A 21,710-nucleotide genomic window follows, 5' to 3' on the forward strand; every position below is an offset into this window, starting at 1 on the left:
TACACCTGCCATGATCTAGCAGATCGACCGGCAAGGGAAAGCCAATTGCCCCTTCCGCCCCGTTGTCACCCTGCCCCACATCTCCTAGTCTGCGGGTCGAGCGGAACGGGAGACACGCAAAATGCGGCTTGCACTGGCACTGGCCCTTGGATTGGCGACACCCGCCATCGGGCAAACCATTGAAACCAAGCAATACGACGACGGCGGCGTCTATGAGGGCGCGTTCCTGAACGGCAAACAGCACGGCCAAGGCACCTACCGCTTGCCCAATGGCTATGAATACACCGGTGAATGGGTCGCCGGAGAGATCAAGGGCATGGGCACCGCCACCTTCCCCAACGGCTCGATCTACGAAGGGTCTTTTGATGCGGGCAAACCCGATGGCACCGGCAAGATCACCTTTGCCGACGGCGGCACCTACGAAGGCGACTGGGCCGCAGGCCAGATCACCGGACGCGGCATCGCTAACTATGCCAATGGCGTCACTTACGAGGGCGAGTTTCGCAACGCCATGCACCACGGCACCGGCACCATGCGCAGCCCTGGCGGCTACGAATACGCCGGCCCCTGGATCAATGGCGTCAAAGAAGGCACCGGCCGCATTACCTACCCCGATGGCTCGGTTTATGAAGGCGAGCTTGTGGCGGGCGAACGCGCCGGCACCGGCACCCTGACCATGAAAGACGGGCTGATCTACACCGGCACATGGGTCGATGGTCAGATCGAAGGCAGCGGGCGGCTGGAACAGCCCAATGGCGACGTTTATCAGGGTGATCTTGTGGCCGGTCGCCGCGAAGGCACGGGTCAGGTCACCTATGCCAACGGCGACACCTACAATGGCGGTTTCAAGGACGACAAACGCCACGGCCAAGGTACCTTTGTCGGCACCGATGGCTATCGTTACGTGGGCAGCTGGGCCAACGGCCAGATCGACGGTCAGGGCGAAGTGACCTATCCCGACGGCTCGGTCTATGTCGGCAGCTTCAAGGCCGATCTGGCCGATGGCACGGGCAAGATCACCTACCCCGATGGGTCGTCCTATGACGGCGCGTGGGAGGCGGGCGTCATCAACGGACGCGGCATCGCCACCTATGCCAACGGGCTGGTCTACGAAGGCGAATTCCTCAACGCCAAGAACCACGGCCAAGGCACCATGACCTATGCCGATGGCTACACCTATGTGGGTCAATGGGCCGATGGACAGCGCAATGGCGAAGGCACGGCGACCTATGCCGATGGAACCGTCTATCAGGGTGGCTTTCTGAACGGTCAGCGCCACGGCACTGGCACAATCACCCTGCCCGATGGCTTTGTCTATGCAGGCGCCTGGTCCGAGGGCGAAATGTCAGGCGTTGGTGTCGCCACCTATGCCAATGGCGACGTCTACGAAGGGTCATTCGTGCGTGGCCGCCGCCAAGGCCCCGGCACCATGCGCTATGCCACTGGCGAAGTTGAAGAAGGCGAATGGGCAGACGGCGCGATTCTATCGACCTCTGCCACGGGCACCGACGACAACGCCGCGACCGAATGACCCCGCAACTCATGGGTAGGCCGGGGTTCACCCCGGCACATCAGCCATGATCCCAGATCTGCCGGCCGGCCTTTCGCCGCAAGACCTGCCGCCGCATCAACGCGGCCCTTGGGTGCAGGACTTTCACGCCATATCCCCAGACGGGCACCACACCGTGATCCTTTACGGCGTCGATGAGCACCGCATGGGCCACTTTCACGGCTACGCGATCTGGTCAAAGGCCCAAACGCCGTGGGCCGCCATTGGTGGCATCCCGCGTTTGCCGCTTGCGCAATTCGTCCATTGGATCGACAGCAGCCGCTTTGCATTGAAACTCAACGCCTTCCACGGTGCGCCCGTGCGCCCAATGATCGTGATCGACCTTGATGGCACGTTCGCCGTTTTGCCCAACAGCTCTGGCGCGACCCCTGATCCGACATTGCTGTCAGAACCCATCACCGCCCTGTTCCAACCTTTCACCCCACAAGCACTCGCCGTGGCGGTCGACCTGATCCATCTGTCCTGAGGGGCTGCTGGCCCCTATTCTCTGATTTTCAGCGCGGGACATTTACTTAACTTAACGCCCGTTAAGACGTCGACCTGCATGATATGTGTATGGGTTGTGCATCATCAGTGCATCCCGAACGGCGTATTAAATCCCCTCTCCCGCATCCATCCGGTCAAGCAGCTTACCCGCCTCTCTTAACACTTGATCCTTGCGATCATCGGCCATCCGATCCCATGTGCGATACATGTTCCCCATACGCGGATTGTCAGAATACCGGTCGCGATGACGGATCAGAAAATCCCAGTACAACAGATTGAAAGGACACGCTTTTTCGCCTATTTTGGCGGTCACAGAATAGTGGCAAGATTTGCAGTAATCGCTCATCTTGTTGATGTAGTTGCCGCTCGACACATAGGGTTTGCTGGCGATGATCCCGCCATCGGCAAATTGGCTCATCCCGATGGTGTTGGGTGCCTCGACCCATTCATAGGCATCGGCATAGACCGCCAAATACCATTCATGCACCTCTTGCGGCGAAACACCTGATAACAAAGCAAAATTACCAGTCACCATCAGCCGCTGGATGTGGTGGGCATAGGCCTCATCCCGGGTCTGCGCCACGGCACTTTCCATGCAACGCATCCGGGTTTCGCCACCCCAATAGACGGCGGGCAATTTACGCTTGTGTTCCAAGACGTTCCGCCCCGTGTACCCTGGCCCTTCCAGAAAATAGATGCCCCGCACATATTCGCGCCAGCCAATGATCTGCCGGATGAACCCCTCTGCCGCGTTGATCGGCACATCCCCGTCTTTCCATGCTTTTTCAACGGCCTGACAAACCTCAAACGGGTCCAACAGGCCTGCATTCAGGTAAAGCCCGACCAGCCCGTGATACAAAAACGGCTCGTCCCGCAGCATCGCATCTTGATAGTCACCAAAATGCGGGGCGGCATATTTCACCCAATGCGCCAGATGCTGGCGCGCCTGCCCGTTGTCCGTGGCAAACCAGAAGTCATCCAACCGTCCGAAATTGCGGGAAAATTTGTCTGCGACGAGGTCCAGAACCTCTTGCACAGTTTCATCGGGCGTAAACCGCATCGGCCCTGCATAGTTGATCGCATCGGGCGCTGGCTTGCGGTTGTCATGGTCAAAATTCCACTGCCCGCCCGCTGGTTGGTCGCCCTCCATCATCAAGCCGGTCTTGCGTCGCATTTCACGGTAGAAATACTCCATCCGCAGCGCCTTTCGGCCTTCGGCCCAGCGCTCGAAATCGGCGTGGGAGGCGATGAACCGGTCGTCCTGCAAAATCTTTACCTTCAAGGGGCATGATTGCAGCGCTTCAATCAGGCGCCACTCCCCCGGCTCGGTCGCCCATACTTCTTTTGCCCCGGTTGCCTCTGCATATCTGAGGATTTCGCCGCAGATGCTCTCTGACCGCTCTGAATCGTCAAATTTCGTGTAGTAAACCCGCCAGCCGTTAACCTTTAGGGCCTCTGCAAACTTGCGCATCGCGGCAAAGATAAATGCGATCTTCTTTGGGTGGTGCGCCACATAGCTGGCCTCGTCCCCGACCTCGGCCATGACCACCACATCTGACGCTTTGTCGGTCGCCTTGAGCGCGGCCACATCCATGCTCAACTGGTCACCCAGCACCAGAACCAGCTTCACCAGATGACCTCTTTTCCTGCGTAGTCAAAGAACCCACCGCTTTGACGAGGTTCCAAATTTTCAATGACTGACAACAGGTTATCCGCTGCCTCATCCACCGGGACCGTCTTGTGACGCCCTGCGTATTGCGCCGTAAAGGAGGTTTCGACCGTGCCGGGATGCAGCGCCACCACCACAGCGCCCTTGTGGCTGCGCCCCATCTCGATCGCGGCCCCTTTGACGATCTGGTTCAGCGCGGCCTTGCTCGCGCGGTAGCTGTGCCATCCGCCGATTTGATTGTCACCTATCGACCCAACCCGCGCCGACAAAATTGCGCAACGCCCTGCTTTTGAAAGCAATTTCGGCACATGTCGCAGCACCAGCGCGACCCCGAATGTGTTGACTGCAAAGACACGCTGCATCTCTTCGGCTGTGATCGCCGCCAAGGATTTTTCAGGCGTGCCCAGCATCCCGATTGCCACAAAGATCAGGTCAAACGGCCCGTCCAGGTCGCCCAAGACCCGGTCCACCGCATCCGAATTGGTCACATCCAACCCATCGCGCCGCGATAGGCCAGTGACGTCAAACTCCTTTGCAGCCAATGCCTTGCACACCGCGGATCCGATCCCGCCAGTGGCGCCTATTACCAATGCCCTGCTCATCGTCAGGGACCTAGACCTTGATTCAGGCTTTTCAAACGAAATCGCCGCAGTATAGTGCGCATCATGTTGAAGCGCGCTCATATCACCATTTCGGGGTCGATTGACCTGCGCGCTCTGCTGCTCCTAAGCCGCCTCTGAGCGTGCCATCCGGCGCGACCGCTCAGAGGGGATAGCGCGCCAGGACACTTCTTTCAGGATAGCAGACATGACCGACCACGTATTGATTTTTGACACCACCTTGCGCGATGGCGAACAGTCGCCCGGCGCGACGATGACCCATGCCGAAAAGCTCGAAATCGCAGAGCTTTTGGACGAGATGGGCGTCGACATTATCGAAGCAGGCTTTCCAATCGCGTCAGAGGGCGACTTTAACGCCGTCTCGGAGATCGCGAAAAATGCCAAGCAATCAACGATTTGCGGGCTGAGCCGGGCGAACTTCAAGGATATCGACCGCTGTTGGGAAGCGGTGAAACATGCGAAGTCCCCGCGTATTCACACCTTCATCGGCACGTCGCCCCTGCATCGGGCGATTCCGAACCTGACAATGGATGAAATGGCAGAGCGTATCCACGACTGCGTCACCCACGCCCGCAACCTCTGCGACAACGTGCAATGGTCCTCGATGGATGCCACCCGTACGGAAGAGGATTATCTGTGCCGCACCGTTGAAATCGCGATCAAGGCCGGTGCCACTACGATCAACATCCCCGACACGGTTGGCTACACCGCCCCGCGCGAATCCGCTGACTTGATCAAGATGCTGATCGAACGGGTTCCGGGCGCGGATGAGGTGATTTTTGCCACCCACTGCCACAACGACCTTGGCATGGCGACCGCCAATAGCCTTGCTGCCGTCGAAGGTGGTGCGCGGCAGATCGAGTGCACGATCAACGGCTTGGGCGAACGCGCCGGCAACACCGCGCTGGAAGAGGTCGTGATGGCCCTGAAAGTACGGAATGACATCATGCCGTTCGATACCCAGATCGACACCACCAAGATCATGAACATCTCGCGCCGCGTTGCGACCGTCTCGGGCTTTCCGGTGCAATTCAACAAGGCCATCGTCGGCAAGAATGCCTTTGCCCACGAAAGCGGCATTCACCAGGACGGGATGCTCAAGAACGCCGAGACGTTCGAGATCATGCGCCCTGCCGACGTGGGCTTGTCCGAAACCTCATTGGTCATGGGCAAACATTCAGGCCGCGCCGCATTGCGGTCCAAGCTGGAAGAGTTGGGGTACACCCTTGGCGACAATGAATTGATGGACGTCTTTGTGAGGTTCAAGGAATTGGCCGACCGCAAGAAAGAAGTGTTCGAGGATGACTTGATCGCCCTGATGCGCACCAATGACGCCGAAGACGATCACTTGCGGCTGAAGTCGCTTAAGGTGGTCTGCGGCACCGATGGCCCCCAAACAGCGGAAATGACCCTGACTGTTGGTGGTGAAGATATGTCAATCGAAACCACCGGCGATGGCCCCGTCGATGCCGCCTTTAGCGCGGTCAAGGCACTTTACCCACATGGTGCGCGGCTGCAGCTTTATCAGGTGCACGCTGTGACCGAAGGCACCGATGCGCAAGCCACCGTCAGCGTCAGGATGGAGGAAGAAGGCCGCATCGCCACCGGTCAGTCAGCTGATACCGACACGGTCGTTGCCTCGGCCAAGGCATATATCAATGCGCTCAACCGTCTGATCGTGCGCCGCACGAAATCCGCACCCGGCGCGGATGTGAAAGGCGTCAGCTACAAGGACGCGGGCGAGTAACGCGACATTTGTGGCGGTCCGGCAAGTGTCGGGCCGTCATGATGTTCGATCACGGCAAAATCGGCGACCAAACACCTGCTAAGTCGCCCTTAAATGTTCGATAAGTATAAGCGGCAGAATTGCGCTGAATCCCTGCAAACAAGGGGTTTCAACCGCTTCGCCCGCCCCGTATAACCCGCCTGACGCGACACCGGGGGGAGTCGCGCGCAAATCGGATATGGGTACGGGAAGTCCAGCACATGGCAATTTTTGGCAGCTTGTTTTCGTCGGACATGGCGATCGACCTAGGGACGGCGAACACGCTTGTCTACGTCAAAGGCAAGGGAATTATCCTGTCCGAACCCTCTGTCGTGGCCTACCACGTCAAAGAGGGCCAGAAGAAGGTGCTGGCCGTGGGCGAAGACGCCAAGCTGATGCTGGGCCGCACCCCCGGCAGCATCGAGGCGATCCGCCCAATGCGGGACGGTGTGATTGCCGACTTTGACACCGCCGAAGAGATGATCAAACACTTCATCCGCAAGGTGGCAAAACGATCGACGTTTTCCAAACCCAAGATCATCGTCTGTGTCCCCCACGGCGCCACACCTGTTGAAAAACGCGCAATCCGGCAGTCTGTGCTGTCTGCCGGTGCCCGCCGCGCCGGTCTGATCGCAGAGCCGATCGCGGCTGCAATTGGCGCGGGCATGCCAATCACCGATCCCACCGGCAACATGGTTGTTGATATCGGCGGCGGTACCACAGAGGTGGCTGTGCTGTCGCTGGGCGACATCGTCTACGCACGCTCAGTCCGCGTGGGTGGCGACCGGATGGATGAGGCGATTATTAACTACCTGCGTCGCCAGCATAACCTGCTGATTGGTGAATCGACCGCAGAGCGGATCAAAACCTCGATCGGTACTGCACGGATGCCCGATGACGGACGCGGCAGCAGCCTGCACATCCGGGGGCGTGATCTGCTGAATGGTGTGCCGAAGGAAACCGAAATTTCTCAGGCCCAGGTCGCCGAAGCGCTTGCCGAACCGGTGCAGGCGATCTGCGAGGCGGTGATGACGGCCCTCGAAGCGACCCCGCCCGATCTGGCCGCAGACATCGTTGACCGCGGCGTGATGCTGACGGGCGGTGGCGCGCTGTTGGGTCAGCTTGATCTGGCTTTGCGCGAACAGACCGGCCTTGCGATTTCGGTGGCGGACGAAAGCCTGAACTGCGTGGCACTCGGAACCGGCAAGGCGCTGGAGTATGAAAAGCAGCTGCGCCACGTTATTGATTACGACAGTTAAACCCCATCGAAAGGGTGTGTGACCCTTGGCCAGGAACCGCGACAGCGAAGATTTCGTCGGCCCGATCCGCAGATTGCTGGTCGGGCTTTGCGTGTTTTTGCTGTTGGGCACATTTCTGGTCTGGCGCATCGACAGCCCCCGCGTGGAACGCTTTCGTCTGGCTGTAATTGACCGTGTCGTGCCATCGTTTGACTGGGCGATGGCGCCGGTCACCGGGATCGCCAATATCTTCAGCGATTTCCGCAGCTATCAGGCGCTGGCCGCCCAAAACGCCGACTTACGCCGTGAGTTGCAGCAGATGAAGGGCTGGAAAGAGGCCGCCCTGCAGCTGGAACAGGAAAACGCCCGCCTGTTGGACCTGAACAACGTGCGACTTGATCCAAAACTGACCTATGTGACGGGCGTCGTGATCACCGACAGCGGGTCGCCTTTTCGGCAATCGGTGCTGCTGAATGTCGGCGCGCGTGACGGCATCATTGATGGCTGGCCGACGATGGATGGTATTGGCCTTGTGGGGCGGATCAGCGGCGTGGGACAGGACACCAGCCGGGTCATCCTGCTGACGGATACGTCCTCTCGCATTCCAGTGACAATCCAGCCGTCAGGGCAAAAGGCCATTTTGGCAGGCGACAACACGCTAAACCCGCCGATTGAGTTTCTCGAAGACCCCGATCAGGTCCGCCCCGGCGACCGGGTTGAAACCTCTGGCGATGGCGGGGTTTTCCCGGCCGATCTGCTGGTGGGTCAGGTGGCATTGGGGTCCGACCGCCGTTTGCGGGTGCGGCTTTCGGCGGACTATGGGCGGCTCGAGTTTCTGCGGGTGCTGCGCGCGCGCCCGCACGAAGACATCACAGACCCCGGCAGCCTGTTGTCGCCCGACACAGATACCGCCGCCGAAACCGCCGAGATTGCGTCAGAGGACACAGATGGCTGAAACCCCGACAACCACATTGTGGCTGGGCCGGGCAATGTTTCTTGGCCTTGCACTGGTGCTAATGTTCTTGCAACTGGTCCCGCTCAACATGGAACCCGGAGGATTGGTGGCCCCTGATCTGTTGCTGGCCGTGACTGTGGCCTGGATCGCCCGCCGCCCCGATTATGCGCCGTTTTATGTGATAGCGGCGATCTATCTGTTGTCTGACCTGCTGTTCCAGCGCCCCCCGGGGCTATGGGCTGCATTGGTGTTGATCATGACAGAGATGCTGCGCGCCCGGACCAAACGCATTCGCGATATGCCGATCCTGCTGGAATGGGGCAGCGTTGCGGTAGGCATCGCGGCGATCACGCTGGCCAACCGCATCGTGCTCGCGATTGTGATGATGCCGCAGGCCCCTCTGGGCTTGACCCTGATACTGATGCTGACGACCATTGCGGTTTATCCCGTGGTCGTGCTGGTGGCGCATTTCCTGTTTGGCGTTACGCGCACGGCACCCGGTGCGGTGGACAGCTTGGGGCACAGGCTATGAAGAAACAGCAACGCGATACCGGCGAAAGCGCCCGTCGCATGTCGCGCCGGGCCTTGCTTTTGGGCTCTGTCCAATTGGGCATCGTTGGCGTTTTGGGCTGGCGAATGCAGTCGATGCAAGTCGAACAAGCGGATCAGTTTCGCTTGTTGGCCGAGGAAAACCGCATCAACATCCGCCTGATCCCACCAGCACGCGGGCTGATCTTTGACCGCAATGGCATGCCGCTTGCCGACAACGAACAGAATTACCGCGTCGTGATGGTCCGTGAAGACGCGGGCGACGTGGAAGAAACGCTCGCCCGTTTGACCAAGCTGGTTGATATCCCACAAGAAACGCTCGATCGCGCGCTGGAGGAAATGTACCGCCGCTCGCCCTTTGTGCCCGTGACAATCGCGGACCGGCTCAAATGGGAAGACGTTGCCAAGATCAATATCAACGCCCCCGCCCTGCCCGGCATCACCGCAGAGGTCGGGCTGTCGCGCCACTATGCGCTAGGCGCGGATATCGCCCATGTCGTGGGCTACGTTGGCCCGGTCAGCGACTATGACCTCAGCCGGATCGACGATCAGGACCCGCTGCTGCAGATCCCGAAATTCCAGATTGGTAAGACCGGGGTCGAGAATAAGCTGGAACACACCCTGCGCGGTTCTGCCGGCACCAAGCGGATCGAAGTGAACGCCTTGGGCCGCGTGATGCGCGAACTTGACCGGCAAGAGGGCATTCCCGGCAAGGACATTCAGCTGACCCTTGATGCGCGGTTGCAGGCCTACGCGCAGGCGCGCATGGACGGCGAGAGCGCAGGCGCCGTTGTGATCGACCTTGAAGATGGTGATTTGCGCGCCATCGCCTCTGCCCCTGCGTTTGACCCAAACCTTTTTGTGCGCGGCATCTCGGTCAAGGATTGGACTGACCTGAACGAAAACAAATATCGTCCGTTGGCCGCCAAGGCCGCCCAAGGGACCTATCCGCCCGGCTCGACCTTCAAGATGGTGACTGCACTGGCCGCGCTGGAAGATGGGGTGATCAGCCCCGAGGAAACGGTCTATTGCCCCGGCCATACCGATGTCGCAGGCCTGCGATTCCACTGCTGGAAGCGCGCAGGCCACGGCAACATTAACTTCCACGAAAGCCTCAAGCAGTCCTGCGACTGCTATTATTACGATATTTCCCAAAGGGTTGGGATCGACAAGATGGCCGAAATGGCGCGCAAGCTGGGGTTGGGGACCAAGCACGATCTGCCGATCTCTGCCGTGGCGCAAGGTCTTGCCCCTGACAAAGCGTGGAAGCGCGACGTGCGCAATGAGGATTGGCGCATCGGCGACACGGTCAACGCCTCGATCGGTCAGGGCTACGTGCTTAGCTCGCCTTTGCAATTGGCGGTGATGACCGCGCGACTTGCGACCGGGCGCAGTGTCACGCCGCGTTTGATCAAATCTGTTGATGGCGTCGAAGCCCCCAGCGGTCGCGGGGAAAGCCTCGGCCTGAATGAAAACAACCTGCGCCGGATGCGGCAGTCGATGAATGATGTGTCCAACCACCGGCGCGGCACCGCTTACCGGTCCCGGATCATTGCCGATGGGATGCGCATGGCGGGCAAAACCGGCACCAGTCAGGTGCGACGCATCACGGCGGAGGAACGCGCGCGCGGTGTGACCCGCAACGAGGACCTGCCTTGGGAACGCCGGGATCATGCGCTTTATGTGTCATTTGCGCCGGTCGAAAACCCACGCTTTGCCATCGCCGTTGTCGTTGAACATGGTGGCGGCGGATCCAAGGCCGCGGCCCCCATTGCGCGCGATATCATGTTGCAGGCGCTCTATGATGGAGAGCCCCCGCTGGATGCTTACCCCAGCGCCGACCGCGCCCGCATTGCCGAGCAACAGGAACGCATCCGCGCCCGGATTGCTGCTGCCAATGAAGGTAGCGACCGGGCATGAGCTATCTTGAGTATAACACCAAATATGTGCCCACCGGCTTTCGCAAACTGGCCTATCTGAACTGGCCCGTGATCCTGCTTTTGACGGCTGTCGCCTGCTTTGGTTTTCTGATGCTGTATTCCGTGGCAGGCGGGTCTGTGACCCCGTGGATGGAACCGCAGGTCAAACGCTTTGGCCTTGGCATGGCACTGATGCTCTTTGTGGCGATGGTGCCGATCTGGTTCTGGCGCAATATGGCCGTGCTGGCCTATTTGGTATCACTTCTGTTGTTGATCGCGGTGGAATTTGTCGGGGTTGAACGCAACGGGTCGCAACGCTGGATCGATCTGGGACCGATGGATTTGCAGCCGTCGGAATTGGCCAAGATCACATTAGTCATGCTGCTGGCGGCCTACTACGACTGGCTGCCATTGAACCGCACATCACGGCCCTTCTGGGTGTTTCTGCCGGTCTGCCTAATCCTGATCCCGACCTATCTGGTGCTAAGCCAGCCGGACCTTGGCACCTCTTTGCTTTTGCTGATGGGTGGCGGTGCGATGATGTTTTTTGCCGGTGTTCATTGGGCCTATTTCGCCACCGTGATCACGGCGGGCGTCTCTGGGATTGTGGCTGTGTTCCAGTCACGCGGCACCACGTGGCAATTGCTGAAGGACTACCAATTCCGCCGCATCGACACCTTTATTGACCCCGCAAACGACCCACTTGGGGCGGGCTATCACATCACGCAGGCCAAGATCGCCCTTGGCTCTGGTGGATTGACGGGGCGTGGGTTCATGCAAGGCACGCAAAGCCGGTTGAACTTTCTGCCTGAAAAACACACCGACTTCATCTTCACGACATTGGCCGAGGAATTCGGATTTGTCGGGGCCGCCGCCCTACTGGCGCTTTATCTGCTGATCATCCTGTTTTGCGTGGTCAGTGCGATCACAAATCGCGACCGGTTTTCGGCTCTGTTGACGCTTGGCGTTGCGACGACCTTTTTCCTGTTCTTCTCGGTCAACATGGCGATGGTCACAGGCTTGGCACCTGTAGTAGGTGTGCCCTTGCCACTGGTCAGCTACGGCGGATCAGCAATGTTGGTGCTGATGGTCGCATTTGGCCTTGTGCAATCCGCTCACGTCCATAAACCACGCTGATGATCAACGTACTTTTCTCTGCCCCCGATGATGATTGGGTGATGTATCAGGACGCGCTGGAAACGGCCTTTGACACGGCTGGTCTTGACGTGACGCTCAGCCGCGATCACGCGCCGGACCAGACCGACTATATCATCTTCACACCCACCGGCCCGATGTCCGATTTCACGCCCTTCACGCGGTGCAAGGCGGTGCTGGGCCTTTGGGCCGGTGTGGAAAGCATCGTCACAAACGAGACACTGACCCAGCCTCTTGCCCGCATGGTTGATGACAGCCTGACCCAAGGCATGGTCGAATGGGTTGTGGGCCACACGCTGCGGCATCATCTGGGACTGGATCGCCACATCACCGCGCCAGAGCCTGACTGGGACCCCGCGTTCCCGCCCCTGTCAAAAGATCGTCCCGTCACCATTCTGGGCCTCGGCGCGCTTGGTGCGGCTTGTGGTCAGGCCTTGGCGCAGCTTGGCTTTCCGGTCACCGGGTGGTCACGGTCACCCAAGACAGTTGACGGCGTTAGCTGCCTGTCCGGCCCTGATGTTCTGCTGGGCGCGCTTGGCACCGCACAGATCGTGGTGCTTTTGCTGCCGCTCACGGACGCGACCGAGAATATCATCAACGCCGAAACTCTCGCGGTTCTGCCCAAAGGTGCCGTGATCCTGAACCCTGGGCGCGGCGCACTGATTGATGACGATGCCCTGCTTGAAGCGCTGGACACCGGCCAGATCGGACACGCGACGCTTGATGTGTTCCGGACAGAGCCGTTGCCCCCCGAAAACCCCTTTTGGCATGACCCCAAAGTCACAGTGACGCCGCACATCGCCTCTGTCACGCGGCCTGCGTCGGCTGCCAATGTGATCGCCGAAAACATCCGGCGCAGCGAAGCGGGTGAACCGTTGCTTAATCTGGTGGATCGCGCGGCGGGCTACTAACGCAGCTTTGGCGGCTTTGCGGGGTCGGTCCCGGGGGCCACAGGTGCCAGCCGTTCGGCAGGCATCGGCAGATCGAACCGCAAACCGACCCGTCCCAACCGTGCGGCCATTTCGTCGGCAGCGCCGACGAACATCACATCCATCACCCCCGCTTCGATGCCCGAAAACCGCAGCGCCTCTCCGGCGGCGTTAGCAAGAGCCTGTTCTGCGCCCGCCTTGGCATCCACAAAGGCCAGAACGTGGCCCTTGCCGCCGTCCTCATAGGTGGCCGCAGCCAGAAAGGCATGACTTGCCAGTCCTGCTGCAATGGCAAGTTTCCGATCCAACCCAGTCACAACCTCTTCGGGCAGGCCACGCGGGACGTCGATGGCGACCAGACGCGCCTCTTGTTCCTCGGGGGCGTGTTCCAACGTCTCAACCAGCCAATCCACCGCTTCGGCAGAGATCAGCATCGCAGAGGGTGCCACTTGCACATTCAGCGCCAGCCCAATCCCCTGCCCGGCCAACATCCCTGCCAGCGCGCGGCCCGGCAGACCGGCATAGGGCACAACGCGACCTGTGAAATCGGACAGGCGTTCCTCGCGGTCAAAGACCAGCGCATAGGAATTGCCCTCGATCTCAAAAAGTTCCGGCTCGATCTGATCGCCTTCAGGCTCTCCGGCCAGCAACAGAAACAACTCAGTATCGGCCAATCGTTCATGAAACCGCAGACGCGCGGCGTCATCATCGGGTGCGGATTGCATGGCGGCATGGGCCTGATCAAGATCGGTCAATGTCATGTCAGCACCTCTTTTACCCGCGCGCGCAACACCGGCAACAGCTCATCTGAGAACCACGGATTGCGTTTGATCCACCCGGTATTGCGCCACGACGGATGAGGCAAGGGAAAGACGCGCGGCGCGTGATCACGCCACCCTTTCACCCGATCTGTCACACCCATCCGTGCGCCGAAATGCCAGTTCTGCGCATAGCCTCCGATCAACAGGGTCATCGATGGGTCCGCGATCTGCGCCATCGCCTTGGCGCGCCATGTTGTGGCGCAAATCCTGGGCGGCGGAAGGTCCGACCCTTTGGCATCATAGCCCGGAAAACAAAACGCCATCGGCAAAATTGCAATGCGGCTGCGGTCATAGAAGGTGTCACTGTCCAATCCCAACCAGTCCCGCAAACGGTCGCCCGAGGGGTCGTGAAAGGGGATACCCGCCTCGTGCACCCGCGCACCTGGGGCCTGCCCGGCGATCAAAATCCGGGCCGGACCTTCGAACCAGACGACCGGGCGCGGTGCATGCGCGGTTTGCGTCGCTGCGAAGCGATCTGCACACAATCGGCAGGCAGCGATGTCCTTGGTCAACGTCATACCCGTCACTTTAAGCGCCGCATAACCAAAGCAAAACCCACAGCACAACTTCGCTACAGGTTCCGAAATCGCAAGAATTGCCTGTTTTTGGACACACTCCTTTGGCATACTGCGCACAAAGGCACCCGGTTAGAGGCGCCCTTAACCAATTGTCGTGATAACAACCCGGCGACAGTCAGAGCGGATGAACAGGCCCGATGTTGGAATTCCTCAACGTCTCAAAGTCCTTTTGGACCGGCACCCAGCGCAAGGTGATCCTTGACCGCGTGTCGTTTCGCGTGGAACTGGGCAATTCGCTGGGCATTCTGGCCCCCAATGGCACTGGCAAGACGACGCTGATCAACATGATGGCCGGACTTGAAAAACCGGACGAAGGCACGATCACCCGGGGCTGCCGCATCTCTTTCCCGCTGGGCTTCATGGGCGGTGTCGTAAATCGCCACACGGGCCGCGAAAACGCGCGCTATATTGCGCAGCTTTATGGTCTGGATGCCGACTATGTCGAGGCGTTCAGCCGCTGGATGAGCGGGATCGCCGAATACTTTGACATGCCCATCGGCACCTATAGCCAGGGTATGCGCGCGCGATTTACCTTTTCGCTGATGCTGGCGCTTGATTTCGACATCTACCTGATTGACGAAGGCATGCCAGCCACAACAGACGTCGAATTCAACCGCAAGGCAGGCGAAGTTCTGCGCGAAAGACTGGAAACCACAACGGTGATCATTGTGTCCCATCAGGCCGAGACGTTAGAACGGTTCGCACGGTCTGCGGCGGTGCTGAAAGATGGGCGCCTGACAATGTTTGACACCTTGGAAGAGGCAAAGCAGCTTTATGACTACCAAACCCAAGGCTAAGAAATTCCGCATTCGCCGCGGCGAAGGTCCGGGCGCTGGCAACGCCGCCACCCCGAAGGCATCAGCGGCGGATGGGCCATCGCCTGCGGCTGAAAAGGCCCAGTCGATTGACGCGATCCGGCAAGAGGGTCTGACAGGTCGGCAACTGCGCATGGCCCGCCGGGTGGCGCAAAAGAACGGCATCGCTGCTACGTCCGACTTTGACGCCGTGCGTCAGTTGCGCGCGGCAGGTGTTGATCCATTCCAGCAATCCACAATCCTTGAACTTGTGGCCCCAAAGGGCGGCACTGATGCGCCCGGCGCAGCCAAGGGCAATGTGCCGTCCAAGTCCCGTGTGCAATTGCCGCAAACAGTGCCGCAAAAACCTGACAATCTGCCCTCGACCGAACGCGCCGCACCGGCAGACAATCGCGCGGCAGAGATCCTTGCGATCCAGCGCGACATCGCCAAACGCCGCCGTCGCAAGCTGGCGCTTTTGGGGATGCGGCTATCGATCTTTGTGTTGCTTCCAACGTTCCTTGTTGGCTGGTACTACATGCTGATCGCGACGCCGATGTATGCCACCAATTCGGAGTTCGTGATCCAGCAAGCTGAATCCGGGCAAGCACCCGGCGGGCTGGGCGGTCTGTTTCAAGGCACATCAATGGCCACCCAGCAGGACAGCATCGCGGTGCAATCCTATCTGGAAAGCCGTGCTGCCATGGTCCGGTTGGACGAAGAACACGGGTTCAAAGCGCATTTCAGCAACCCCGACATCGATCCCATTCAACGGCTTGACGCGGACGCCACCAATGAGGCGGCGTTCAAGGTGTATTCTGACCGCGTCAACATCAGCTATGACCCGACCGAAGGTATCGTGCGGATGGAAGTCGTGGCCGCTGACCCCGAAACCAGCCAGACCTATTCCAACGCGCTGATCAGCTACGCCGAAGAACAGGTCGACCAGCTAACTCAGCGGCCCCGTGATGCCGCAATGGCTGGCGCGCGGGAGAATTATCAAAACGCCGAAGACCGTCGCACAGCCGCACTTGAAGAGCTGTTGCGCATTCAGGAAGAGTTTTCCGTGATCGACGTCACCGGGGAAACTGGCGCTTTAACGGCACAGATTTCGGCATTGGAACAGCAGCGCCAGCAGTTGCAACTGACATTGTCCGAACGGCTGAACGTCGCGCGGCCCAATCAGGCGCAGGTTGACGCGCTCCGCGGCCAGATCGCCAATATCGAAACGCTGATTGACGATCTGCGCAATCAGATGACCGCATCTGGCGAAGGCACGTCGCTGGCCGTCCGCAACACAGAGTTGCGGCTGGCCGAAGAAAACTACCAGTTTCAGACCTTGCAGGTGCAGGCCGCCCTGACCCAGATGGAGGCCGCCCAGATTGAGGCGAACCGTCAGGTGCGCTATCTGTCGCTGGGTGTTGAACCTGTCGCCCCGGATGAGGCGACTTACCCGCGCGCGTTTGAAAACACGATCCTTGCCTTCCTGATCTTTGCAGGTGCCTATCTGATGCTCTCCATCACGTCCTCCATCCTGCGCGAACAGGTCACATCATGATCGACGTCAATATCGGTGACCTGACGGTCAGCAACGACCGCCCGCTTTTGGTCATCGCGGGTCCCTGCCAGCTTGAAAGCACCGATCACGCGCTGATGATTGCCTCTGAAATGGCGCAGGTTTGCGCGGATGCGGGCGCACAGTTCGTCTTCAAGGGAAGCTATGACAAGGCAAACCGCACATCGCTTTCGGGCAAACGCGGCCTTGGCATGGATGAAGGCCTGAAGGTCATGCAGACCGTGAAAGATCAGATTGGTTGTCCAACGCTGACCGATGTTCATGCCCCAGACCATTGCGCCACCGTGGCCGAGGTTGTGGACGTCATGCAAATTCCGGCATTCCTGTGCCGCCAGACCGATCTGTTGCTGGCCGCAGGCGAAACCGGTGCTGTGATCAATGTCAAAAAGGGTCAGTTTCTCGCCCCTTGGGAATTCCTGAACGTGATCCCAAAAGTCGAAAGCACCGGCAATAAGCGTATCTTGCTGACCGAACGCGGCGTATCCTTTGGTTACAACACGCTGGTGGCCGATATGCGCAGTTTGCCAACAATGGCAACCTCCGGTTATCCGGTGGTGATGGACGCCACCCATTCGGTGCAACAACCCGGCGGCCAAGGCGGCAGTTCCGGCGGCCAGCGCGAATTTGCACCCGTCATGGCCCGTGCGGCGGTGTCACTTGGTATCGCGGCGGTCTTCATCGAAACCCACGAAGACCCCGACAATGCCCCCTCTGACGGGCCCAACATGATCCCCCTGCCGCAGATGCGCGCCCTTGTGCACAGCCTGATGGGCTTTGACGCGCTGGCCAAGGCGGACCCGCTGCGCGTCTGACAGGGCTTTCCCAAATTGCACAATCGCCCTAGTCTGCGTCAAAATTGACCGGGACGATTGATGCGTATTCTGACCCTTTTGGCCGTGTTGCTGGCCCTTGCCCTACCCCTTTCCGCACAAGAGGCGACCGGCACGATCACCGCTGTCAGTTCCGATCAGCAAGACGCCGACATGGCCGTCCGCATTCGCGAAATCCTCGACGCGCTAGGCAACTATGACGATGTGACGGTCGTGGTCGACGAAGGCGTGGTCACCCTGCGCGGCACCGCGACCTCCTTGGCAGAGGCAGAGGCGCTGGACCCACTGGTCAACCGGATCGAAGGCGTGGTGGCAGTGCGCAACACCGTTGTTGAAACCACCGATGTGGCCGCGCGCCTGAACCCCGCGGTCGAACGGTTCCGCGCCCGCTTTGACCAGACGGTCACGCTCTTGCCGCTCTTGCTGATCGCCCTTACCGCTTTCGCCGCGATTGTCTTTCTGGGCTTCCTGATCGCGCGCCAAAAAGGGCCGTTCAAACGGCTGGCCCCCAATGATTTCATCGCCGACATCTATCGCCAGCTAATCCGGTTGGCGTTTCTGGTCTTTGGCCTGATTGTGGCGCTCGACATCCTGAACGCCACCGCCCTTCTGACCCCGATCCTTGGTGCTGCAGGTATCGTAGGCCTTGCGATCGGTTTTGCGGTCAAGGACACGGTTGAAAACTTCATTGCCTCGATCATGCTTTCGATCCGGCAACCCTTCCGCCCCAATGACGCGATTGAGATCAACGGCGACGAGGGCAAGGTCATCCGCCTGACCAGCCGGGCCACCATCCTGCTGAGTTACGATGGTAACCACATCCGCATCCCTAATAGCACCGTCTTCAAAAGCCGGATCGTCAATTTTACCCGCAACGCCGAACGTCGGTTTCAGTTTGAAATCGGCGTTGCATCTGATGCAGACCTGACCGTCGTGCGCGATCTGGCCGAAAACACCATCACGCAATTGCCTTTTGTTTTGGGCGAACCGGCCCCGTTGGTCTGGATCGACCGGATCGGGGACGGCGCGGTTTTTCTTGTAGTCACTGGCTGGATCGACCAGACCGAAACCTCGCTTGTCCGGGCCAAAGGCGAAGCGTTGCGACAGGTCAAAAACGCGATCGAGGTCTCAGGCGTCGAAGTGCCGGATACCACCTATCGCATTCAGATGCTCGGCGCGGTGGACTCGGACGAACGCACCGTTTCGGCCCCTGCGTCTCCACCTGTCCGACACCCGGAAATCAGCGATGTCGCCGCCTCAAACGACGAGGCGCTGGAACGGATTATTGACGCCGAACGGGCCGAGACAGAGCGCGATGACCTCCTCGATCAGGACGGCCAATCAGAATAAGCATTTTTCGCATCTGAGGGGCTTGAACCGGCCAAACCTCTGGCGTATCTAGCGCCACGCTGTTGGGGTGTAGCCAAGCGGTAAGGCATCGGTTTTTGGTACCGTGTATCGTAGGTTCGAATCCTACCACCCCAGCCAGCGTTTACACCTAAACCGCTGATACATGTGTCTCCGGCAATTAGTGCCGTTGTTTCCGTGGCTTGCGCGGGTGTGCTTTTGCGGCAGACAGTCTACGGCCAGTAATATCTGGCAATCAACCGCATCAGTCTGCGTTTGCCATTTCCGCGATACACTTTGGGGGCGTTTTAGAGGTTTGCGATGCGCTTGCGCTGCGCATCCCAGTCGGCGGGCAGATCGTGTCGGAGGAGCCAGTCCGAGGTCAAGCCAATCGGCTGTTTGCCTTGCGTAATCTGACGGACAACGTCCGGTGCAAGGAATGCGAGAGCGATCATCTGCTGGATGCGGCGCTTTGATGTTCCGGTCTCAGATGAGATATCGTCAAACGTCGCGCCTTCTTTGATCCGTTTATACCAGTGATTGGCATTGGCAATGTTGCGCATCAGCCGTTCATCAACCGTGTTATCGCCTTCAACGACAAGCTTCATCTCTGCGCCCCGGCGACGCGCGGTGAACGGCAGGAAGAGTTGTAGCTCATTCAATTCTAGAGCTGTCGACGTTTCGAGAAGAGTTAGAATCTGTTTCGGTTCGAGCTGGATTGTCAGCCCGCCGGGTTTGATCTGTACGGTCTTGACTGTCTTGAATGCGCAAATGCGATCAATGACCATGGCATTGCTGGCCACAATCGTTTGTCCCGCACTACGGATGCAAAGATCGCGAATGTGTTTCTGCACCGCCTCGGCAATGGGGTCTTCCAATTGAGCCGCAGGGATCCGCCATGTCCGCTGCTTGTCATCCGCACGGGTCACACCCGTCACCAACTTCTGCGAGATGTAGTAACGGTACCGTCGGTCACCCTTCTTGGTATGGCTGGGCGTCAGCTTCTGGCCGGTTTCATCCACGATCTTCCCTGCCAATGGAGATGGATCACGGTGCTGTTTGGTATGCCGTCTCTTTGCGCTCTTGCCCGATAGTTGCCGTTGAAGGCGGTCCCACCTGTCAGGATCAATGATCGCCGGGTGCTGCCCCTCAAAGACCTGTCGTTTATGCCGGATGCGTCCGGCATAGATCGGGTTGGTCAGGATGTGATGCAGCTGCCCGCGCGAAATCAATTGCCCACCGCGCAGTCTGCCATCAGCAAGCTGGCATTGCTTTGATCGCAAGCCGAGCTGCTCCGTCTTCTCCCGCACTTTGTTTATGGCGCCGCAGTCGTCGTAGAGATCGTAGATCGTATTGACCGTTCGTGCCTCCTTCGGGTTGATCGTGAGTGTTCTGCCTGCTGGGTCGTAACCCAGTGGCACGTTGCCACCCATCCAGAGCCCTTTGCGTTTAGAAGCCGCAATCTTGTCGCGGATGCGTTCTGCGGTGACTTCTCGTTCAAACTGGGCAAAGCTGAGCAGGACGTTGAGTGTCAGCCGTCCCATGCTGGTGGACGTATTGAAGCTCTGTGTGACAGAGACAAACGACGCACCTGCCTCATCCAGACGATCCACGAGCTTGGCAAAGTCAGCAAGCGATCTGGTCAGGCGGTCGATCTTGTAGACAACGATCTGGTCAACCTGCTTGGTATCAACCTCATTCATCAGACGTTGCAGTGCCGGACGTTCAAGATGGCCGCCTGATATCCCACCGTCATCATAGTGGTCAGGCAACAGCTCCCATCCCTCATGACGCTGGCTGGCGATGTAAGCTTCGCAGGCCTCGCGTTGGGCATCCAGAGAGTTAAAGTCTTGCTCCAATCCGTCTTCAGAGCTCTTGCGGGTATAGATGGCGCAACGAACGCGGTTCATTGGGCTTTGTTCAGGCCAAAGAAACGCGGGCCGCTCCATCCTGCCCCAGTAATCCGCTTCGCGATCGCACTGAGCGACTGATAGGGCTGACCTTCCATCTCAAACCCATCAAACGTGACATCGACGCGATAGATCCGACCATTCCACTCGCGGACAAGCTGCGTTCCAGGTGTCAGGATCGGTCTGGCCGCGCTAGCTGCACCGTTGCGAGCACCACCCGCTATCTGCCGGCGCAACTGCCGCTTCACACCAGCGCTTTGGCCGCCCATCACGCTACACTGCCACTCGAAAGCGATCGCTTTGCGCAGAAACGTCGCCGAGAGGTGCCGACCTGGAGCCGCTCCTGTCAGCTTCAACCACTCCGCAGCACAACGCGCTTTGTCCCACATGACCACGTCCGAAAGTTCTTGCGGATTGTCACCTCTCATGTCGTTTGCTCAGCTGATACGGCTTGATAGAGCGCGCCTTTAGCTGAAGTGCTGCAGCGGACAAACATCCCCCTTTTGCGCAGCCGTGAGATCTCCGCGCGGATTGTGTGTGGCTGCCAGTCAAGTTGCTCTTGCAGCGTTGCGACTGTTGCGCCTGACTTCCGGCTGATCAATTTGGCCAGCTGTGCGCGTTTGGTGATGGATTGCGTCATGATTGTCTCCTGCTTGGACCATAGAAAATCTAGGTCCTTGTACTGAGACAAACCCGGGCTTGCCGGGTGAGGTTGAATTTGTGACTGTGACTATCTGTTCAGCGCGTCAGATAACCCCACTAGCAGGTCACTCGCCTGCTGGTGCAAGACATTAAGTTCGGCTGCGAGCTCCTTATTGCGCGAGACCGATAGCCCGGCGGTCTGCCCTGCCGTCGCAACGCCTGCCCCGTCTTCAAACACACAGGTCAGTCGCGCAAATACCGCCGCAAAGTCAAACAAGCCGCTCTCTTCCATGGCTCCACACGTGCTTGCAGCGGCGGCGAAGTCCAGTGGTTTGTGAAAAGAGATTGGCAATAGTG

21 protein-coding genes and 1 tRNA gene are annotated in these 21,710 nt (G+C 59.2%); 14 read left to right on the plus strand and 8 right to left on the minus strand.

The window, feature by feature from the left end:
• The first annotated feature begins 121 nt into the window (after positions 1-121).
• Both AB3Y40_RS13495 and AB3Y40_RS13500 read left to right on the plus strand, forming a co-directional pair.
• The gene (locus tag AB3Y40_RS13495) at positions 122-1,531 is read left to right on the plus strand and encodes an MORN repeat-containing protein (protein ID WP_369439307.1); all 1,410 of its coding nucleotides are present in this window, start codon (positions 122-124) and stop codon (positions 1,529-1,531) included.
• Positions 1,532-1,577: 46 nt separating this feature from the next.
• Complete coding sequence (locus AB3Y40_RS13500; RefSeq protein ID WP_369439308.1) at positions 1,578-2,036, plus strand: hypothetical protein; 459 nt, start codon at positions 1,578-1,580, stop codon at positions 2,034-2,036.
• Positions 2,037-2,162: 126 nt separating this feature from the next.
• Here AB3Y40_RS13500 and AB3Y40_RS13505 read toward each other — a convergent pair whose 3' ends face one another.
• Both AB3Y40_RS13505 and AB3Y40_RS13510 read right to left on the minus strand, forming a co-directional pair.
• On the minus strand, positions 2,163-3,689 hold the full coding sequence (locus AB3Y40_RS13505; RefSeq protein ID WP_369439653.1) for a cryptochrome/photolyase family protein: 1,527 nt from the start codon (positions 3,687-3,689) through the stop codon (positions 2,163-2,165).
• Positions 3,683-4,327, minus strand: coding sequence for an SDR family NAD(P)-dependent oxidoreductase (locus tag AB3Y40_RS13510; protein WP_369439309.1), 645 nt, complete (start codon positions 4,325-4,327; stop codon positions 3,683-3,685). The genes AB3Y40_RS13505 and AB3Y40_RS13510 overlap by 7 nt, the downstream gene beginning before the upstream one ends.
• A gap of 205 nt (positions 4,328-4,532) precedes the next feature.
• Between AB3Y40_RS13510 and AB3Y40_RS13515 the strand changes: the two genes are divergently transcribed.
• The 7 genes from AB3Y40_RS13515 to AB3Y40_RS13545 all read left to right on the plus strand — a co-directional run bounded on the left by AB3Y40_RS13515 (position 4,533) and on the right by AB3Y40_RS13545 (position 12,837).
• Positions 4,533-6,092, plus strand: a complete 1,560-nt coding sequence (locus AB3Y40_RS13515) for a 2-isopropylmalate synthase (protein ID WP_369439310.1) — start codon at positions 4,533-4,535, stop codon at positions 6,090-6,092.
• 239 nt (positions 6,093-6,331) lie between these two features.
• Positions 6,332-7,369, plus strand: coding sequence for a rod shape-determining protein (locus AB3Y40_RS13520; protein WP_369439311.1), 1,038 nt, complete (start codon positions 6,332-6,334; stop codon positions 7,367-7,369).
• Between the two features lie 25 nt (positions 7,370-7,394).
• Complete coding sequence (mreC, locus tag AB3Y40_RS13525) at positions 7,395-8,303, plus strand: rod shape-determining protein MreC (protein WP_369439312.1); 909 nt, start codon at positions 7,395-7,397, stop codon at positions 8,301-8,303.
• On the plus strand, positions 8,296-8,835 hold the full coding sequence (locus AB3Y40_RS13530) for a rod shape-determining protein MreD (RefSeq protein ID WP_369439313.1): 540 nt from the start codon (positions 8,296-8,298) through the stop codon (positions 8,833-8,835). The genes mreC and AB3Y40_RS13530 overlap by 8 nt, the downstream gene beginning before the upstream one ends.
• Positions 8,832-10,772 carry a penicillin-binding protein 2 gene (mrdA, locus tag AB3Y40_RS13535; RefSeq protein ID WP_369439314.1) on the plus strand — a complete coding sequence of 647 codons (1,941 nt, stop codon included), beginning with the start codon at positions 8,832-8,834 and terminating at the stop codon, positions 10,770-10,772. Before AB3Y40_RS13530 ends, mrdA begins: the two co-directional genes overlap by 4 nt.
• Complete coding sequence (gene rodA / locus AB3Y40_RS13540) at positions 10,769-11,908, plus strand: rod shape-determining protein RodA (RefSeq protein WP_369439315.1); 1,140 nt, start codon at positions 10,769-10,771, stop codon at positions 11,906-11,908. Before mrdA ends, rodA begins: the two co-directional genes overlap by 4 nt.
• Entirely contained in the window at positions 11,908-12,837 is a 930-nt protein-coding gene (locus AB3Y40_RS13545) for a 2-hydroxyacid dehydrogenase (protein WP_369439316.1), read from the plus strand. Before rodA ends, AB3Y40_RS13545 begins: the two co-directional genes overlap by 1 nt.
• Here the strand turns inward: AB3Y40_RS13545 and AB3Y40_RS13550 are convergent.
• Positions 12,834-13,616, minus strand: coding sequence for an SseB family protein (locus tag AB3Y40_RS13550; RefSeq protein WP_369439317.1), 783 nt, complete (start codon positions 13,614-13,616; stop codon positions 12,834-12,836). The genes AB3Y40_RS13545 and AB3Y40_RS13550 overlap by 4 nt on opposite strands.
• Complete coding sequence (locus AB3Y40_RS13555; protein WP_369439318.1) at positions 13,613-14,194, minus strand: uracil-DNA glycosylase family protein; 582 nt, start codon at positions 14,192-14,194, stop codon at positions 13,613-13,615. Before AB3Y40_RS13555 ends, AB3Y40_RS13550 begins: the two co-directional genes overlap by 4 nt.
• A gap of 197 nt (positions 14,195-14,391) precedes the next feature.
• Between AB3Y40_RS13555 and AB3Y40_RS13560 the strand changes: the two genes are divergently transcribed.
• From AB3Y40_RS13560 to AB3Y40_RS13580, 5 genes are all read left to right on the plus strand, one after another.
• Positions 14,392-15,051 carry an ABC transporter ATP-binding protein gene (locus tag AB3Y40_RS13560; protein ID WP_369439319.1) on the plus strand — a complete coding sequence of 220 codons (660 nt, stop codon included), beginning with the start codon at positions 14,392-14,394 and terminating at the stop codon, positions 15,049-15,051.
• Positions 15,029-16,606: a capsule biosynthesis protein gene (locus AB3Y40_RS13565; RefSeq protein ID WP_369439320.1), complete on the plus strand. Its 1,578-nt coding sequence runs from the start codon at positions 15,029-15,031 to the stop codon at positions 16,604-16,606. Before AB3Y40_RS13560 ends, AB3Y40_RS13565 begins: the two co-directional genes overlap by 23 nt.
• Positions 16,603-17,436, plus strand: a complete 834-nt coding sequence (kdsA, locus tag AB3Y40_RS13570; RefSeq protein WP_369439321.1) for a 3-deoxy-8-phosphooctulonate synthase — start codon at positions 16,603-16,605, stop codon at positions 17,434-17,436. Before AB3Y40_RS13565 ends, kdsA begins: the two co-directional genes overlap by 4 nt.
• Positions 17,437-17,496: 60 nt before the next feature.
• A complete protein-coding gene (locus AB3Y40_RS13575) occupies positions 17,497-18,804 on the plus strand; it encodes a mechanosensitive ion channel family protein (protein ID WP_369439322.1) in 1,308 nt (435 codons plus the stop codon).
• Positions 18,805-18,867: 63 nt separating this feature from the next.
• Positions 18,868-18,942: transfer RNA gene (locus tag AB3Y40_RS13580), tRNA-Gln, on the plus strand.
• A 167-nt stretch (positions 18,943-19,109) separates the two neighbouring features.
• Here AB3Y40_RS13580 and AB3Y40_RS13585 read toward each other — a convergent pair.
• From AB3Y40_RS13585 to AB3Y40_RS13600, 4 genes are all read right to left on the minus strand, one after another.
• Positions 19,110-20,750, minus strand: a complete 1,641-nt coding sequence (locus AB3Y40_RS13585; protein ID WP_369439323.1) for a recombinase family protein — start codon at positions 20,748-20,750, stop codon at positions 19,110-19,112.
• Positions 20,708-21,100 (minus strand): DUF2924 domain-containing protein, encoded by a 393-nt coding sequence (locus tag AB3Y40_RS13590; protein ID WP_369439324.1) that lies wholly within the window; start codon positions 21,098-21,100, stop codon positions 20,708-20,710. The genes AB3Y40_RS13585 and AB3Y40_RS13590 overlap by 43 nt, the downstream gene beginning before the upstream one ends.
• Before the next feature lie 35 nt (positions 21,101-21,135).
• The gene (locus AB3Y40_RS13595) at positions 21,136-21,351 is read right to left on the minus strand and encodes a DUF3489 domain-containing protein (protein WP_369439325.1); all 216 of its coding nucleotides are present in this window, start codon (positions 21,349-21,351) and stop codon (positions 21,136-21,138) included.
• Positions 21,352-21,441: 90 nt separating this feature from the next.
• A complete protein-coding gene (locus AB3Y40_RS13600; protein ID WP_369439326.1) occupies positions 21,442-21,645 on the minus strand; it encodes a hypothetical protein in 204 nt (67 codons plus the stop codon).
• Positions 21,646-21,710 lie beyond the last annotated feature (65 nt).

It is taken from the genome of Yoonia sp. R2331, from assembly GCF_041103235.1.
Classification (GTDB): Bacteria; Pseudomonadota; Alphaproteobacteria; order Rhodobacterales; family Rhodobacteraceae; genus CANMYO01.

Coding starts and splice junctions, on each gene's coding strand:
- AB3Y40_RS13590 (WP_369439324.1), bottom strand. CDS start 21,100: ATGTGGGACAAAGCGCGTTGTGCTGCGGAGTGGTTGAAGCTGACAGGA.
- kdsA (WP_369439321.1), top strand. CDS start 16,603: ATGATCGACGTCAATATCGGTGACCTGACGGTCAGCAACGACCGCCCG.
- AB3Y40_RS13515 (WP_369439310.1), top strand. CDS start 4,533: ATGACCGACCACGTATTGATTTTTGACACCACCTTGCGCGATGGCGAA.
- AB3Y40_RS13530 (WP_369439313.1), top strand. CDS start 8,296: ATGGCTGAAACCCCGACAACCACATTGTGGCTGGGCCGGGCAATGTTT.
- AB3Y40_RS13600 (WP_369439326.1), bottom strand. CDS start 21,645: ATGGAAGAGAGCGGCTTGTTTGACTTTGCGGCGGTATTTGCGCGACTG.
- AB3Y40_RS13550 (WP_369439317.1), bottom strand. CDS start 13,616: ATGACATTGACCGATCTTGATCAGGCCCATGCCGCCATGCAATCCGCA.
- AB3Y40_RS13560 (WP_369439319.1), top strand. CDS start 14,392: ATGTTGGAATTCCTCAACGTCTCAAAGTCCTTTTGGACCGGCACCCAG.
- AB3Y40_RS13565 (WP_369439320.1), top strand. CDS start 15,029: ATGACTACCAAACCCAAGGCTAAGAAATTCCGCATTCGCCGCGGCGAA.
- AB3Y40_RS13510 (WP_369439309.1), bottom strand. CDS start 4,327: ATGAGCAGGGCATTGGTAATAGGCGCCACTGGCGGGATCGGATCCGCG.
- AB3Y40_RS13595 (WP_369439325.1), bottom strand. CDS start 21,351: ATGACGCAATCCATCACCAAACGCGCACAGCTGGCCAAATTGATCAGC.
- AB3Y40_RS13500 (WP_369439308.1), top strand. CDS start 1,578: ATGATCCCAGATCTGCCGGCCGGCCTTTCGCCGCAAGACCTGCCGCCG.
- AB3Y40_RS13520 (WP_369439311.1), top strand. CDS start 6,332: ATGGCAATTTTTGGCAGCTTGTTTTCGTCGGACATGGCGATCGACCTA.
- AB3Y40_RS13545 (WP_369439316.1), top strand. CDS start 11,908: ATGATCAACGTACTTTTCTCTGCCCCCGATGATGATTGGGTGATGTAT.
- mrdA (WP_369439314.1), top strand. CDS start 8,832: ATGAAGAAACAGCAACGCGATACCGGCGAAAGCGCCCGTCGCATGTCG.
- AB3Y40_RS13495 (WP_369439307.1), top strand. CDS start 122: ATGCGGCTTGCACTGGCACTGGCCCTTGGATTGGCGACACCCGCCATC.
- AB3Y40_RS13575 (WP_369439322.1), top strand. CDS start 17,497: ATGCGTATTCTGACCCTTTTGGCCGTGTTGCTGGCCCTTGCCCTACCC.
- AB3Y40_RS13585 (WP_369439323.1), bottom strand. CDS start 20,750: ATGGAGCGGCCCGCGTTTCTTTGGCCTGAACAAAGCCCAATGAACCGC.
- rodA (WP_369439315.1), top strand. CDS start 10,769: ATGAGCTATCTTGAGTATAACACCAAATATGTGCCCACCGGCTTTCGC.
- AB3Y40_RS13555 (WP_369439318.1), bottom strand. CDS start 14,194: ATGACGTTGACCAAGGACATCGCTGCCTGCCGATTGTGTGCAGATCGC.